The sequence below is a fragment of the Daejeonella sp. H1SJ63 genome, from assembly GCF_029360775.1.
Lineage (GTDB): Bacteria > Bacteroidota > Bacteroidia > Sphingobacteriales > Sphingobacteriaceae > Daejeonella.
In genome coordinates this window covers 85,432-101,031 of record NZ_JARKMZ010000005.1, presented here as the reverse complement: position 1 = coordinate 101,031, position 15,600 = coordinate 85,432, and the positions used below count along the sequence as shown (strand labels likewise).

At 40.9% G+C, this 15,600-nt stretch carries 13 protein-coding genes; 10 read left to right on the top strand and 3 right to left on the bottom strand.

The features are described from left to right. The 5 genes from P2W72_RS02360 to P2W72_RS02340 all read left to right on the top strand — a co-directional run bounded on the left by P2W72_RS02360 (position 1) and on the right by P2W72_RS02340 (position 6,152). Positions 1-999 (top strand): lysylphosphatidylglycerol synthase transmembrane domain-containing protein, encoded by a 999-nt coding sequence (locus P2W72_RS02360; protein ID WP_276359273.1) that lies wholly within the window; start codon positions 1-3, stop codon positions 997-999. Continuing rightward, positions 992-1,480, top strand: coding sequence for a D-glycero-beta-D-manno-heptose 1-phosphate adenylyltransferase (gene rfaE2 / locus P2W72_RS02355; RefSeq protein WP_276359272.1), 489 nt, complete (start codon positions 992-994; stop codon positions 1,478-1,480). Before P2W72_RS02360 ends, rfaE2 begins: the two co-directional genes overlap by 8 nt. A 150-nt stretch (positions 1,481-1,630) precedes the next feature. After that, a complete protein-coding gene (locus P2W72_RS02350; RefSeq protein ID WP_276359271.1) occupies positions 1,631-2,770 on the top strand; it encodes an acyl-CoA dehydrogenase in 1,140 nt (379 codons plus the stop codon). 11 nt (positions 2,771-2,781) lie between these two features. Beyond that, a complete protein-coding gene (locus tag P2W72_RS02345; protein WP_276359270.1) occupies positions 2,782-4,032 on the top strand; it encodes a TlpA disulfide reductase family protein in 1,251 nt (416 codons plus the stop codon). Between the two features lie 2 nt (positions 4,033-4,034). Further along, positions 4,035-6,152 (top strand): M1 family aminopeptidase, encoded by a 2,118-nt coding sequence (locus P2W72_RS02340; RefSeq protein WP_276359269.1) that lies wholly within the window; start codon positions 4,035-4,037, stop codon positions 6,150-6,152. A gap of 4 nt (positions 6,153-6,156) precedes the next feature. Here P2W72_RS02340 and P2W72_RS02335 read toward each other — a convergent pair whose 3' ends face one another. Then, the gene (locus P2W72_RS02335; protein ID WP_276359268.1) at positions 6,157-6,504 is read right to left on the bottom strand and encodes a phage holin family protein; all 348 of its coding nucleotides are present in this window, start codon (positions 6,502-6,504) and stop codon (positions 6,157-6,159) included. Positions 6,505-6,522: 18 nt separating this feature from the next. Between P2W72_RS02335 and P2W72_RS02330 the strand changes: the two genes are divergently transcribed. The 5 genes from P2W72_RS02330 to P2W72_RS02310 all read left to right on the top strand — a co-directional run bounded on the left by P2W72_RS02330 (position 6,523) and on the right by P2W72_RS02310 (position 12,808). Continuing rightward, on the top strand, positions 6,523-6,981 hold the full coding sequence (locus P2W72_RS02330; protein ID WP_276359267.1) for a hypothetical protein: 459 nt from the start codon (positions 6,523-6,525) through the stop codon (positions 6,979-6,981). Positions 6,982-7,119: 138 nt separating this feature from the next. Beyond that, the gene (gene rimP, locus P2W72_RS02325) at positions 7,120-7,584 is read left to right on the top strand and encodes a ribosome assembly cofactor RimP (RefSeq protein WP_276359266.1); all 465 of its coding nucleotides are present in this window, start codon (positions 7,120-7,122) and stop codon (positions 7,582-7,584) included. A gap of 30 nt (positions 7,585-7,614) precedes the next feature. Continuing rightward, entirely contained in the window at positions 7,615-8,850 is a 1,236-nt protein-coding gene (gene nusA, locus P2W72_RS02320; protein WP_276359265.1) for a transcription termination factor NusA, read from the top strand. 105 nt (positions 8,851-8,955) lie between these two features. After that, positions 8,956-11,928: a translation initiation factor IF-2 gene (gene infB, locus P2W72_RS02315; protein ID WP_276359264.1), complete on the top strand. Its 2,973-nt coding sequence runs from the start codon at positions 8,956-8,958 to the stop codon at positions 11,926-11,928. A gap of 118 nt (positions 11,929-12,046) precedes the next feature. After that, a complete protein-coding gene (locus P2W72_RS02310; RefSeq protein WP_276359263.1) occupies positions 12,047-12,808 on the top strand; it encodes an FkbM family methyltransferase in 762 nt (253 codons plus the stop codon). Between the two features lies 1 nt (position 12,809). Here P2W72_RS02310 and P2W72_RS02305 read toward each other — a convergent pair whose 3' ends face one another. Together P2W72_RS02305 and P2W72_RS02300 are read right to left on the bottom strand one after the other, a co-directional pair. Continuing rightward, the gene (locus P2W72_RS02305) at positions 12,810-13,751 is read right to left on the bottom strand and encodes a glycosyltransferase family 2 protein (protein ID WP_276359262.1); all 942 of its coding nucleotides are present in this window, start codon (positions 13,749-13,751) and stop codon (positions 12,810-12,812) included. Further along, the gene (locus P2W72_RS02300; protein WP_276359261.1) at positions 13,751-15,586 is read right to left on the bottom strand and encodes an ABC transporter ATP-binding protein; all 1,836 of its coding nucleotides are present in this window, start codon (positions 15,584-15,586) and stop codon (positions 13,751-13,753) included. The genes P2W72_RS02305 and P2W72_RS02300 overlap by 1 nt, the downstream gene beginning before the upstream one ends. Positions 15,587-15,600 lie beyond the last annotated feature (14 nt).

The following is a 15,600-nucleotide window of genomic DNA, read 5'->3' as shown; positions in this document are numbered from 1 at the left end:
TTGAAAAAACTTTTTTCTTCAGGATTAAAGTATATAATACTTCTCATTTTAGGGATAGGCTTGCTGATACTTGCATTCAGGGGACAAGACTTTAATAAATTGGTTCTGGATCTGCAGAAAGCAAATTACAAATGGGTTTTAGCTTCGATTTTTTTTGCTGCCCTCGCGCATGTTCTGAGAGCATACAGATGGAGGATGATGATTGCAGCACTTGGCTATGGTAAACCGGCAATGATGAACACACTTTTTGCAGTATTTACAGGCTATCTTGCCAATCTCGCATTTCCGAGGATGGGTGAAGTTTCCAGGTGCGGAGTACTCCATAAAACAGATGGTATTCCTGTGGTTAAGCTGATTGGTACAGTGGTCGCAGAGCGTATCATAGACTTTTTGATGTTGCTGCTCATCACTGCCGCCGGAATTCTGATTCAGTTTGAGCTCTTATCCGACTTCATTTACAAACATATCCTGATAAAGTTCAGTGAAAGATCGTCAGGATCCGGTATTCTGATCTTTGTTATTTGTCTGATTTTATTTGTTGTAATTGGTGTGATAATGATCATCAAAAAGAAGAAGCCGGGTATTTTTTTAAGGGTATCTAATCTGATTTCCGACATTCAGACCGGTATACTTTCTGTCAGGGCAATGGATCATAAATTATTGTTCGCACTGTATTCTGCAATGATCTGGGGACTTTATGGAATTTCGGCTTACCTGTGTTTTCCTGCGCTTACAGCCACAGCAAATCTTGGATTTGCCGGGGCAATTTCTACATTGATTTTCAGTAGTTTTGCAATGATAGCACCTGTTCAGGGTGGAATCGGAGCTTATCACTGGATGGTTTCTGAGGGGTTAACTATATATGGTATCAGTAAGAGTGATGGTTTGGCTTATGCATTATTAACTCATTCTGCACAAACCCTGATTATACTCATTGCAGGTTCAATCAGTTTGATTCTGCTGTTTATTAGGTCGTCAAAAACAAAAGAAAATGGATAAACTGGAAATCATTAAAGGGAAAGTGTATAATGCAGATCAGTTACGTAATGCCCTGAATGTATGGAGATTACTTGATAAAAAGATCGTTTTTACCAATGGATGTTTTGATTTGCTGCATCTTGGGCATGTTGATTATCTTTCCAAAGCTGCAGATCTGGGAGATAAACTGGTTATCGGACTGAATTCTGATGCTTCAACAGCTGCTTTAAAGGGTTCCGGAAGGCCAATTACTGATGAGAAATCACGTTCAATATTGCTGGCTGCCCTTTCATTTGTTGATGCAGTCATTTTATTTGACGAATCTACACCTATAGAACTTATCAGATGGGTCAGGCCGGATGTGCTTGTTAAAGGTGCTGATTATACTATAGATCAGGTTATTGGAGCAGATCTGGTACTGAAAAGTGGCGGAGAGGTAAAAACAATTGAATTTCTTCCGGGTTATTCAACCTCATTAATTGAGAAAAAGATTCGCTCATAAGCTGATTCCATAGTTTTGACAGGCAATAATCCTTAGCTGTTCCTCTCCGTTTCCTGAATTCTTATACATATAAAATATTTCGTAATATTTGTATAAGTCAGAGCTATATCCCGCTTGAAACATTATTTTTGAGCAACTAAACCAATTTTTATGCATTTTGATTTATCCGAAGAGCAGCTGATGATACAGCAAGCTGCCCGAGATTTTGCAAATACTGAGTTAAAGCCGGGAGTAATTGAGAGGGATGAGCATCAAAAATTTCCGCACGAGCAGATTAAGAAACTTGGGGAGCTTGGCTTTCTTGGAATGATGGTTGATCCCAAATACAATGGTGCAGGAATGGATACTATATCCTATGTGCTGGCCATGGAGGAGCTTTCTAAAATTGACGCTTCTGCTTCTGTTGTAGTTTCTGTCAATAACTCACTTGTTTGCTACGGACTCGAGAAATATGGCACAGAATTTCAGAAGGAAAAATATCTGAAACCACTGGCTGCAGGTGAAAAAATTGGAGCATTTTGCCTTTCAGAGCCGGAAGCCGGATCTGATGCAACTTCCCAGCATTCAACTGCGGTAGATATGGGAGATCATTATCTGTTGAACGGAACTAAGAACTGGATCACGAATGGTGGAAACGCTTCAACTTATCTGGTCATTGCTCAGACCAACCCTGCTTTGCGCCATAAAGGTATCAATGCGCTGATTGTTGAAAAGGGAATGGAGGGATTTACGGTTGGCCCAAAAGAAAATAAACTTGGAATACGTGGTTCAGATACACATTCATTGATGTTTACGGATGTGAAAATTCCTAAAGAGAACCGAATTGGCGAAGAAGGCTTTGGGTTTACGTTTGCTATGAAGACCCTCGACGGAGGTCGTATTGGTATTGCGTCCCAGGCTCTTGGAATAGCTTCAGGAGCCTACGAGCTTGCGCTGCAGTATTCAAAGGAACGTAAAGCATTTGGAAAGCCCATTTCAGGGCATCAGGCAATCCAGTTTAAACTGGCTGATATGGCTACAGAAATTGAAGCTGCCAGAATGTTGTGCCTGAAAGCCGCCTGGTTAAAAGATCAGGGCCTTCCCTATGCACAGGCCAGCTCCATGGCAAAACTCTTTGCTTCTCAGGTGGCAATGAAAACAAGCATCGAGGCAGTTCAGATCCATGGTGGATACGGATTTGTAAAAGAGTTTCATGTTGAACGCCTGATGCGTGATGCCAAAATTACCCAGATTTATGAGGGAACTTCTGAGATACAAAGAATGATTATTGCCAGAGAGATATTAAAATAAATCGATTCGAAATGATAAATCGCATAATCAATAATTTAAAACTGGCAGTAGTACTCATTTTGTTTTATTCCTGCCAGAGTTCTGATAATCAGGGTTTAAAACAAGGTTTATGGCGTGCCACCCTGAAAACGCAGTCAGGCGCAGAGATTCCTTTCAATTTTGAGGTTAAAGACTCTGCAGATCAGAAATTTCTGGAGATCATTAATGGGGAAGAAAGGTTCAGGGTAAATGAAATATCCCTTAAAGGCGATTCGATATTGATTCGGATGCCATTATTTGAATCAGAAATTAAAACGATTCTGAAGAATGGTTCAATCAGGGGGCAATGGGTAAAGTATTTTGGTGACAGTATTCAAACTATGCAGTTTAATGCATCTTTTAACGATAAGCGGAGATTTTTCAAAGCCGGAAAAGAACCAAAATCAGAAGTCTCAGGAAGATGGTCGGTAAACTTTCAAAGTGCCGATGGAACTAAGTCTTACCCTGCAATCGGAGAGTTCAGACAGCAGGATGGGCGTGTTCTGGGCACTTTCCTGACGAGTACCGGCGATTATCGTTATCTTGAAGGAACAGTATCCGGCAATAATTTATACCTCTCTTGTTTTGACGGAAGTCATGCCTATTTGTTTACCGGCAAACTGTTGAACGGTGGTGCCATAAGTGATGGAAAATTTTATTCGGGCCTTAATGCTTTTGAAACATGGACAGCGAAAAAAGATGAAAATGCGATGCTGCCCGATGCTTATTCAATGACAGCTCTGAAGAGTGCTTATGATAAAATTGACTTTTCATTCCCCGCACTCGATGGCAAAAAGGTTTCACTTTCAGATGAGAAATTCAAAAATAAGGTTGTTTTAGTCCAGTTATTCGGTTCCTGGTGCCCCAATTGTATGGATGAAACTGTATTTCTGACTTCATTCTACAAGAAATATAATGCAAAGGGTGTGGAGATAATCGCATTGGCATATGAGCGGTCAACAGATCCTGTACGGGCTGTGAAAAATGTGACCCGACTGCGCGACAGATTTAATGTTCCGTACGATATGTTAGTGACCGGCTATTCAAATGATAAAGCAGAAGTTGCCAAAAGCCTGCCGATGCTTAAAAATTTTGTTGCTTTCCCAACATTGATGATCATTGACAGGCAGGGGAAAGTGCGGAAAATACATACCGGGTTCAGCGGGCCGGGTACCGGAAGTCATTATACAGATTTTGTAGGAGAGTTTGAGAAAACAATTGATAATCTGCTTGCCGAAAAATAATTATGAAGATTAAAATGACCCTATGCTGTCAGATTCTGGCAGCATTTTTTCTTACTGCCTGTTCTACACCTAAAATGGTGAACCTGGATACGGTTACGGTTACTGAAAATGTAGCAGATGTTCCAATCTATCGCAATGCATATACCAGAACCTCGGATATTATAAATACCAGGCTCGATCTCAGCTTTGACTGGGACAGTGCTTATGTAAAAGGGAGGGCAAGCATTTTGGCAAAACCGTATTTCTACTCAACAGACAGACTGAACTTAAACGCAAACGGCTTCAGAATCAATAATGTTTCGCTGGTACACAATGATGATAAAAAGCCGCTGGAGTATACTTATAACGGGAAAATACTTTCTATAAAACTCGATAAACAGTATAGCCGAAACGAAAACTATACTGTTTTTATTGACTATATAGCTATGCCTTACAAATTGAGGGTTGGCGAAGATATTACTACAGATGGCGACCGCGGGATCTATTTTATTAATCGTGAAGGCAGGGAAAGGTCAAAGCCCCGGCAGATATGGACACAGGGTGAAACAGAGTGTAACTCTAACTGGTTTCCTACGATCAATGACCCGCAGGAAAAGATGACTCAGGAACTTAACATTACCGTTGCCAATGAATTCGTGACCCTGTCTAATGGCACTCTTGAATTTTCGAGCTTGAATGGAGATGGTACCCGTACAGACAGCTGGCGGCAGGAACAACCTCATTCTACCTATCTGACGATGCTCGCCGTAGGCGATTTTACCATTACCAAAGACAAATGGAGGGATAAGGAAGTAAGTTATTATACTGAACCTGCATATGCCTCTACCGCGAAACTGGTTTTTGGAAATACTCCTGAAATGATGGAGTTCTTTTCCGGAAAACTTGGAGTTGATTATCCCTGGGAGAAATATTCACAGATTGTTGTTCGCGATTTTGTCAGCGGAGCCATGGAGAATACCACCGCAACTGTTTTTTTCGAAGGCTTAAATATGACTGAGGGGCAATACCTTGACGAGAATTATGAGGATATCATTTCCCATGAACTTTTCCATCATTGGTTTGGCGATCTGGTAACTGCCGAATCCTGGTCTAATCTGCCTCTGAATGAGTCTTTTGCAACTTATGGAGAATATCTTTGGGATGAATATAAATATGGACGGGATGCGGCTGATTTAAAAGGTCTGGAAGACTTGTCTGCCTATCTGTCAAATAAGGATAAACGCAAGGTTGATGTAATTCGATTTGACTATGCCGACAGAGATCATATGTTCGATGAGATCAGCTATCAGAAAGGCGGAAGAATTCTTCATATGCTCAGAAAGACTGTGGGCGATGATGCGTTTTTTAAAGCACTCAATCTGTATTTAACCAGACATGCCTATAAAAATGCTGAAATTCATGATCTGCGTCTGGTGTTTGAGGAAGTCAGCGGCATGGATCTGAACTGGTTTTTTAATCAGTGGTTCCTCTCATCCGGTCATCCGGTTCTGAATATTAGTACAGCTTATGATACTGATAATAAAGAGGTTAAGATAAATATTAAACAGAGTCAGGATCTGTCAGTTAATCCGCTTTACAAAATCCCCCTTTCTGTGGATATTTATCAGGGGACTAAGGCTGAGCGCAAGGAAATTGTGCTTGAGAAGAAAGATCAGACCTTTACATTTCCGCTTGCGGTATCACCCGACCTGGTAAATGTTGATGCCGAAAAATATATCCTTGCCGAGAAACAGGAGAATAAGACGCTAAAGGAATATGCCTTTCAGTATCAGAATGCACCACTTTTTATGGACAGACTGGAAGCGGTAATGAAACTCCTGGATATGAAGGATGAAAGTCTGGCCAAATCAATTGTAATTATGGCCCTTAAAGACCAAAGCTGGTTTATACGCTACTCTGCCATGGCTGTGCTTGAACATCTCACAGAAGATGAACGCCTGGCAGTATTAAAACAGATCAAGGATATGACACTTCACGACAAAGTTTCACAGGTCAGAGCCGCTGCGGTAGCAAATCTCGCAAAATACTACAGAGCGGCTGATAACAGGGATGTTTTTATTCAGACTGTGAAAGATAAATCTCCTGCAGTAATCAGAGCGAGCAACAGCGCACTGAAATAATAACTTAGTTTGATTTGTCTGAACTGAAAACCGAAAATATCATATTAATCAGAGCGAGTACAATGGCAAACAGCATGGCTGAGAAGAAACCTTCGGTATTGAATGTGTCCATCAGGCTGTCAACCAATAGAACCATAAGCACGGTTATAATGAAAGAAACCAGGCCAAGGGTCAGAAAATTGATCGGGAAAGTCAGAATTCGAAGTATTGTTCCAATAGTGGCATTGGCCAGCGCAATCAAAACTCCGGCAATGATGGCACTCCAGAAATTTGTTACATCTACTCCCGGCAAAAGGTGTGCAGCAATAGCTACTGCGGCACCCATTAGTAGTATTTCGATGATTAGTTTCATATTTTTAGTTTAAGAACGATGAAATTTACCAATCTGATTCAAATCGCTGCACTATTTTTTTTATTCCTTAGCTCCTGCACTGAGAAAAGGCAGAATGAAAGACTTGCAGAAACCATGAAAATAAGACTAAATTCTGATAGTTCAGCTATTGAACTCAGAGATGTGCCTGCTCATATCATTGAAGAGTTCCTTGCAGACTCGCTTGATTATTCGCAATGGTCGGGTTTTTTCGCAGTTTACGAGGAAAGCAGGGATCCTGAGATGCGTGATTTTCAACCTGCATTATCCGGCACCTATATCATTGATGAGGGGATGGTCCGTTTCCAGCCGGATTCGGCATTCCGAAAAGGCCGATCCTATTTTTCACGTTGTTATACTAAACTTCTGCTTCGCGAACCCGCGGATATCCTTGGTGCAGGCAAATTATCAGTCAATAACAGCTATATCGAATTGAGGTTCAGTGTGCCTGATAAATAATATAAATGTATTGAAACCAGCTATTTGCATAGCCGGATAGTTTTATTTATATTTGCATCGATCTGAGAAGAGCCCCGATAGTGTCGGGGCTCTTTTTTTACCTTTTTGTTTTTTAAACGGGCTAAAAAATGATCAATTATGAATATAGAGAAAAGAGTTACTGAATTAGTTGAAGAGAAGATTGCTGACCGGCCTGACTTGTTTCTGGTTGATGTTCAGATGCATGGGAGCGGAATTTTATCTATTTTAGTAGATGGCGATAATGGTGTGGCAATCAGCGACTGTGTGGCCATAAGCCGTCATGTAGGATTCCATCTTGAAGAGGAAAATGCGATTGAACAGGCATACAGACTCGAAGTTTCTTCTCCGGGATTAGATACCCCTCTAAAGTTATTGCGTCAGTACCTGAAAAATATTAACCGTTCAGTAAAAGTAAAATTGAAGGATGGGAATAAAATTGAAGGTAAGCTGATCAGTGCAGACGGGTCGGGTATAAGTCTTCAGGAAAGTGTGAAAGAAAAAGGAAAGAAAGCAGTATTGGTAGAGAGCTTTATTTCTTTCGATGATATAACAGATACGATAGTTTTAGTGAGTTTTAAATAACGTCGGTTTAGCTGACAAATTCAATAAAAAATGAGCAATATTAATTTAATCGATTCATTTCAGGAGTTCAAAGACTTCAAGAATATTGACCGTCCTACGGTTATCAGTGTGTTGGAAGAAGTTTTCCGCAGTATGTTGCGTAAAAGGTATGGCACTGACGAGAATTGTGACGTAATTGTTAACCCTGATAACGGGGATCTCGAGATCTGGCGTACAAGAACCGTAATGGAAGATGGATTTTCGGAAGACGATGATCTGGAAATAGAACTGGCAGAAGCTAAGACTATTGATCCTGATCTGGAGGTTGGTGACGACTTTATTGAGCAGATCACTTTGGAGAGCTTTGGCCGCAGGGCAATTCTTGCTGCACGTCAGACTCTGGTTTCAAAAATTCTTGAGCTTGAGAAAGATGAAATCTTCAAAAAGTACAAAGATCGTGTGGGCGAGATTGTTACAGGTGAGGTTTATCAGGTATGGAAAAAAGAAACCCTGGTACTTGATGATGAAGGGAATGAACTTTTATTGCCGAAAACTGAGCAGATTCCGGCTGATTACTTTAAAAAGGGTGATTCTGTTCGTGCTATTATCGAGAAAGTAGAAATGATCAATGGTAACCCGAAGATCATTATCTCACGCACGGCTCCGGAGTTCCTTCAGCGTTTGTTTGAACTTGAAGTTCCTGAAATTTTTGACGGTCTGATTACTATTAAAAAGATTGTTCGCGAACCAGGAGAAAGAGCAAAGGTTGCTGTTGAGTCTTATGATGACAGAATTGATCCTGTGGGTGCTTGTGTGGGTATGAAAGGATCACGTATTCATGGTATCGTTCGCGAGTTGAAAAATGAAAATATTGATGTTATTAACTTTACAAACAATATTTCATTGTATATTCAAAGAGCGCTAAGTCCGGCTAAGATCACCAGCATCAAGCTTGATGATGAGGAAAAGAGAGCGGCTGTATATTTGAAACCGGATCAGGTTTCTCTGGCTATCGGTCGTGGCGGGCATAATATCAAACTTGCCGGCAAGCTGACGGGTTATGAGATAGATGTTTACCGTGAGGCTCAGGAAGATGATGAGGATGTGGATATTGAGGAATTCTCTGATGAGATCGAAGGCTGGATTATTGATGAATTCAAGCGTGTTGGTCTTGATACAGCGAAATCTATTCTGGCTCTTTCAGTTGATGAGCTGGTTAAACGAACAGACCTTGAGGATACCACAGTTAAAGAAGTGATCGAGATCCTGAGGTCTGAATTTGAATAAGTTATTTGACCTGGTTCAGCCCTGAAAAATATTAGGGCTGATCCTCAAAACATTTAACATATAAAAAACGTACTTTTGTACAAAAATAGCGAGGTTAATTAATAAATGTCAGAAGGTAAAAGCACAAATTTACTTAAAGCTGCGAAGGAGCTGAATATCGGCTTAAACACTGCGGTTGAGTTCTTAGGAAAAAAAGGTTTCCCTGTTGAGGCCAGACCAAATACTAAACTCACCGATGAGATGTATGATGTTCTTCTTAAGGAGTTTCAGGGCGATAAGATCGTTAAAGAGGAAGCCAAACAGATTGTTATTGGCAAGATCCGACGCGAGGATATCCCTGCACCTGTAGAAAAAACAGAGCCACAGCGTTCAAAAGATTTTGAGCCGGAAGAAATTCTGATCAAGAATGTAAATCCTTTTACCCCTCCGGTGGTAGAGAAGCCAAAGGCTGCTCCTCAGGAGCCTGCAGTTATTGAACCTAAAGCTGAGGAAGGAGCTTTACCAGGTGTTAAGATAGTTGGAAAGATAGATTTAGATAATCTTAATTCCAAAACCCGCCCTGAAAAGAAAGCTCCTGAACCTGAAAAGCCTGTAGTTGTTGAACCTGAACCGGTTCCGGCACCTCCTGCTCCAGTTAAAGAGCCTGAACCTGAAATAATAAAAGAGGTTAAGGCTGAACCGGCTCCTGTTGCTGAAATAGTAGTTGAAACTCCAAAAGCCCCTGAAAAGGTTGAACCTGTTTCTAAGCCGGAAGTAAAAGCTGTTGAAAAAGAAAAGAAAGAAAATGTGCCAAACACTCAGGAAAGTAATCCTGATGCTACGGTAATTCGCGCTAAAGCTGAACGTTTAAGCGGACCGAATGTAATTGGAAAGATTGAATTACCAGTCTCCCCGGCACGTCGGGGACAACCGGTAGCTTCATCGTCAAGTGCTGCAGGTGCTGATCATAAGCGTAAGCGCAAGCGTAAAGATAATGTGCCGGGCCAGCCCGGACAAGCTCCTCAGGGACAGCAGCAGCAGGGTAATCGCCCGGCACCTGCAGGTGGTGGATATCAGGGTAATCGTCCAGATTTCAGAGCAGGCAGACCTGCTCAGGGCGGACAGGGAAATGCACGTCCTGATTTCAGAAACAAACCGCGTACCGATGTTCCTAAAGCTGAACCTACAGATAAAGAAATTCAGGATCAGATTAAGGCTACTCTTGCCCGTTTAAGTGGCGCAGGTAAGTCGGGTAAATTTGCCCAGCGTGCCAAATTACGCCGTCAAAAGCGTGATGATGTTGCCCAAAATGCTGAAGATGCGGCATTGGAAGCAGAAATGCAGTCAAAGACCATTAAGGTAACTGAGTTTGTTACTGCAAATGAGCTTGCGCTAATGCTTGATGTTCCTGTAACTCAGATCATTTCAACATGTATGAGTTTGGGAATGTTTGTGTCTATCAATCAAAGACTGGATGCTGAAACCCTGACCATTGTTGCTGATGAGTTTGGCTATGAAGTTGAATTCGTTAAACCTGAAGACGAGGAATCAGGCTTGTTTGAGGAAGAAGATAAGCCGGAAGATTTATTACCAAGAGCTCCGATCGTAACCGTAATGGGTCACGTAGATCATGGTAAGACCTCACTTCTTGACTTTGTACGTAAAACTAACGTTATCGCCGGCGAGGCGGGAGGTATAACCCAGCACATTGGTGCCTATGAGGTTACCCTTGAAAACGAAAGAAAAATAACATTCCTTGATACTCCCGGACACGAAGCCTTTACCGCAATGCGTGCAAGGGGTGCCCAGGTTACAGATATTGCAATTATTGTAATTGCAGCAGACGACAGCGTGATGCCTCAGACACGTGAAGCAATTAATCATGCTCAGGCTGCCGGAGTTCCGATTGTATTTGCCTTCAGTAAGGTGGATAAGCCGGGTGCAAATGCTGATAAGATCCGCGAGCAGCTGGCAACAATGAATATTCTGGTTGAAGATTGGGGTGGTAAATATCAGTGTCAGGAAATATCGGGTAAAACCGGTATGGGTGTTGAGCTTTTACTTGAAAAAGTATTGCTTGAAGCTGATTTACTTGAACTGAAAGCTAATCCGAATAAACGTGCAGTTGGTACCGTTATTGAAGCCGCACTTGATAAAGGACGTGGTATTGTAACTACAGTACTTATTCAGGCCGGTACCCTTAAAGTGGGCGATGCGATCCTTGCAGGCGGATACAGCGGTAAAGTGAAAGCTTTACATAATGAACGCGGAATTAAGGTTGACAAGGCCGGACCTGCAACTCCGGTACAGGTACTTGGTATGCAGGGTGCGCCAACATCAGGTGATAAGTTTAACGTGATGGAAAGTGAAGTTGAAGCACGTCAGATTGCAAACAAGAGATTACAGTTACAGCGTGAGCAGGGATTACGTACCCAGAAACATATTACACTGGATGAAATCGGACGTCGTTTGGCGATCGGAAACTTCAAGGAATTAAATGTGATCGTAAAAGGTGACGTGGATGGTTCAATTGAAGCACTTTCTGACTCATTGCTGAAACTTTCTACAGAGCAGATTCAGGTTAATATCATTCATAAATCAGTAGGTCAGATTTCAGAATCTGATGTATTGCTTGCATCAGCGTCAGATGCAATTATCATTGGTTTCCAGGTACGTCCTTCAGCAAGTGCGCGTAAACTGGCTGAAGCAGAACAGATCGATATTCGCCTGTACTCAATCATTTATGATGCCATCAATGAGGTTAAAGCAGCGATGGAAGGAATGCTTGATCCTGAATTTGAAGAGAAAATCACTTCAAACGTTGAGATCCGTGAGGTATTCAAGATCAGCAAGGTTGGTACCATTGCAGGATGTATGGTTCTTGACGGTAAAATCACCAGAAACAGTAAAGTGCGGATTATTCGCGACGGAGTTGTTATCTATACAGGTGAGCTTGCTTCACTGAAACGTTTCAAAGATGATGTGAAAGAAGTTGCAACCGGTTATGAGTGTGGTTTGAATATCCAGAATTTCAATAATATTGAGGTTGGAGATATCGTTGAATCGTACGAACAGGTTGAGGTGAAAAGAAAACTATAGTTTCAACAGATATAATTGAAAGCGATCTCTGTGATCGCTTTTTTTATTTTTCAGAATTTAAATTCTATCGGTTTTGGGTTTCAGAAAAGAATTCAGAAGACTTAAAAGAAGTATTGCAATGAAACTTAATGCAGGTGACATTAAGCTTGAATTGGGTCGTATTGCCGACTTCAAACACTTCACTGTGGGATATGCTCATGTATTTGATAAGCCTTTTAAATTTCATCACGGGCCTAGTTTTGCAGAATCATATCACGAACTTTTCGAGACAGATATTTATCGTTTTCAGCCTAGCCCCGGATCAAAAACTATTCTTGACTGCGGAGCAAATATGGGCCTTAGTGTTTTGTATTTTTCACTAAACTATCCTGATCATCATATCATTGCTTTTGAGCCCGATGCAGAGATATTTGCAATTCTGGAAGAGAATGTAAAGACCTTCGGATTGAAGAATGTGACGCTTCATCAGAAAGCGGTATGGACAAAGAAAGAAACTTTAAAGTTTTTTACTGACGGCGGAATGGGTGGCAGAGTAAATGCTGAATATGCAAATCAGGAACCTAAACTGATTGAAGCAGTGCCCCTGCTGGATTATCTTACCAATGATGTTGATTTCCTGAAAATTGATATTGAAGGTGCTGAAGATAAGGTGCTTAAATACTGCGGTGAAAATCTGAAAAAAGCTCAGCACATATTCTTTGAGTACCATAATGATGTGAAATCAAAACAAACTCTTCATGAGTTACTTGCCCTGGTTGAAAGCCTTGGTTTTCACTATTATATCAAAGAGTCGGCTACCAGAAGGCGCCCCTTCGTTGATGATAAACTGATTTGTGAAAATTTTGATATGGCAATTAATGTTTTCTGCTATAAAAAATAATTCAGGAGAATAGCTGGCGTATTTCTCCTCCCCAGATCTCCTTTAAAAGAAAATTCAGCTTGCTGAATCTATTCTTTTTATTAATTCTGAACAGTTTTCCCCGATTTTTATAGATTAGCCTGGCAAGCCTCACAGAAATATAGCCATTATTGCTTTTCAGCACCTCATGATATATAGATTTAATTAATTCGGGATTTTTATTTTTTGGGTATTCAGCACAGGATTTTAGCCATTGAATCTTTTTATTTTGTTTCTGATCAGAGCTAAGTTTTGCGGGAGAGGCTGTTTTGCGTTCTCTTTTTAAAATATTAGTGTCTGCTTTTTCATGTTGCCTGTATTTTACAAGAACCTCATCAAGGTAGTCGATACTTCCCAGGTTGGTTGCCACATAAGCTATCCACCAGTCATGAAAATAGGCATTTGGAAAAGGAAGTATTTCATCTCTCAATTCCTTTTTCATAAGTACAGAATGGCCTGAAATGCAGTTGAAAAATATAAATGCTTCAGGTTCATCCCCACGATAGAGATTCATGATATCCGACATTCTTTTGTTCAGTGTATGTCCGTTTTGGTCAACAAATTCAGAATCATGGTAGATCATCAAATTGTTCCCGATTGCGTTCGTTAACTTTTCGATTTTACATAGGTCCCAGATATCATCCTGATCTGAAAGCGCAATCAGATTTCCATTGCAGAGTCGCATTGCTTTTTCGAAGTTTCTGATATAACCCAGATTTGCTTCGTTTTTAAACACATGAATGAAAGGATGTTTTTCAGCATATTCTTCCAGGATAGCTACTGTACTGTCAGTTGAGCAGTCATCAACGGCAATGAGTTCTATTGCAGGATAAGTCTGATTGATGATGGAGTTGAGCTGCTCCCTCAGAAAACGTTCACCATTATAGGTGCATAAGGCAATGGAAACAAGCGGTTTTGGATTCATTATGCATTGAATGTTTGCATTTCAATGAGCTTTTTATACAATCCCCCGGCATTTATTAATTCATTATGTGTACCCTGCTCAGCAATTCTTCCGTTCTCCAGAACAAGTATCTGATCGGCTTCCTGAATTGTACTCAAACGGTGTGCAATTACAACCGATGTACGGTTCTTCATCAGATTTTTCAGTGCATTTTGAACAATCTTTTCTGATTCTGTATCAAGAGCAGATGTAGCCTCATCAAGCAACAGGATCGGAGGATTTGCAAGTACGGCTCTGGCTATGCAAATACGTTGTTTTTGTCCACCTGAAAGCTTCATTCCGCGGTCGCCGATATTGGTTTGATAACCCTCTGAGGTTTGTTTAATAAATTCGTGAGCATTGGCGATTCTGGCTGCTTCAATAACCTGCTCCTCACTTGCCTCTCTGCCAAATGCGATATTGTTGAATATAGTATCGTTGAAAAGTATGGATTCCTGATTTACAATTCCCATCAGGGCTCTTACTTCTTTCATCCGGATGTCTTTAATATCGATGCCGTCAATGCTGATTTTACCGTTGGCAGGATCCATAAATCTTGGCAGAAGATCCATCATAGTTGTTTTTCCGCCTCCTGAAGGGCCAACAAGGGCAATAGTACTTCCTTTTGAAATTGTAAAACTGATAGAATTAAGTACCTGTTTTTCGCCATAGGCAAATGAAACATCTTTCACTTCAATTTCTTTTTCAAACGATGTTTTTGAAACCGGATTGACTATATCAGTGATGCTTTCCGGAGCATCAAGTAGCTGGAATACACGTTCACCAGCAGAAACACCCTGTGATATATTTCCAAATGCTTCCGAGATTGCTTTTGCCGGATTAATGATCTGTGAGAAAATGATAATATAGCCAATAAACTCTGCTCCCTGAAGATCAGACCCTTCCTCCAGAATTAATGTACCGCCATAAAATAAAAGAGCAGCTACAGTTATTACCCCCATCATCTCAGAAACCGGTGCCGCCAGCAATACTCTTCTTGCCAGTCGCCTGTGAATCTTGCTCGTCCACATATTCACCGCATTGAATTTTTCCTGGATATAATGTTCTGCATTGAAAGATTTGATGATCTTTACTCCGTTCAACCCTTCATCAATACTTGAAACGAGTACACCCAGTGATTCCTGAGCAGCTCTGGCATGTTTCTTTAAACGTTTTACAATTGTGGTAATCAGTAATCCCGAAACAGGGATGAGGATCAGTGCAAAGAAGGTCAGCTTAGCCGAAATACTGAATAGTACGGCAAAATTCAATATGATGGCTATTGGCTCACGCAAAATTACTTGCAGAGAGCGAATGATAGAGTCCTGAATCGTTACCACATCAGTCATAAATCTTGAAATCAGGTCGCCTTTGCGCTGTGAACTGAAATATTGTATATCGATATCGGTAAGCTTTTTAAATATGCTGCTGCGGATCCGGGTAACAATCATTAGTCTGAAGTTTTCAATCACACGTGCAGAAAGATATTTAAACAGATTACTAAGAATGACAGAAACGACAATGGCTATACTTACCATTTTTAAAGCGCCAACTTTTCCTGATTCCTGAATCACTGACCTGAAGTAATGATAAAACATCTCTTTAAAATAGCTGATGCTTAGTTCAAATGCAGGGGTAGCTTTGAGCACACTCGTTCCGCTATCAGCAGTTTGATTAAAAAGCAGTTCAAAAACAGGAATCAGCAGTGTGAAATTAAGCAGACCGAAGACGACACCTAAAATCGATGTAAAAAAAAAGGGAACAGCAAAATTCTGAAGAGGTGTGGCAAATCTGAACAGTCGGAAAAATGTCTTCATTGGTTGAATTAAGC

Bases quoted from the DNA above. Each gene is read 5' to 3' on its own strand.
- P2W72_RS02305 (WP_276359262.1), bottom strand. From the start codon at position 13,751: ATGAATCCAAAACCGCTTGTTTCCATTGCCTTATGCACCTATAATGGT.
- P2W72_RS02350 (WP_276359271.1), top strand. From the start codon at position 1,631: ATGCATTTTGATTTATCCGAAGAGCAGCTGATGATACAGCAAGCTGCC.
- P2W72_RS02335 (WP_276359268.1), bottom strand. From the start codon at position 6,504: ATGAAACTAATCATCGAAATACTACTAATGGGTGCCGCAGTAGCTATT.
- infB (WP_276359264.1), top strand. From the start codon at position 8,956: ATGTCAGAAGGTAAAAGCACAAATTTACTTAAAGCTGCGAAGGAGCTG.
- P2W72_RS02345 (WP_276359270.1), top strand. From the start codon at position 2,782: ATGATAAATCGCATAATCAATAATTTAAAACTGGCAGTAGTACTCATT.
- nusA (WP_276359265.1), top strand. From the start codon at position 7,615: ATGAGCAATATTAATTTAATCGATTCATTTCAGGAGTTCAAAGACTTC.
- P2W72_RS02330 (WP_276359267.1), top strand. From the start codon at position 6,523: ATGAAATTTACCAATCTGATTCAAATCGCTGCACTATTTTTTTTATTC.
- P2W72_RS02300 (WP_276359261.1), bottom strand. From the start codon at position 15,586: ATGAAGACATTTTTCCGACTGTTCAGATTTGCCACACCTCTTCAGAAT.
- rfaE2 (WP_276359272.1), top strand. From the start codon at position 992: ATGGATAAACTGGAAATCATTAAAGGGAAAGTGTATAATGCAGATCAG.
- P2W72_RS02310 (WP_276359263.1), top strand. From the start codon at position 12,047: ATGAAACTTAATGCAGGTGACATTAAGCTTGAATTGGGTCGTATTGCC.
- rimP (WP_276359266.1), top strand. From the start codon at position 7,120: ATGAATATAGAGAAAAGAGTTACTGAATTAGTTGAAGAGAAGATTGCT.
- P2W72_RS02340 (WP_276359269.1), top strand. From the start codon at position 4,035: ATGAAGATTAAAATGACCCTATGCTGTCAGATTCTGGCAGCATTTTTT.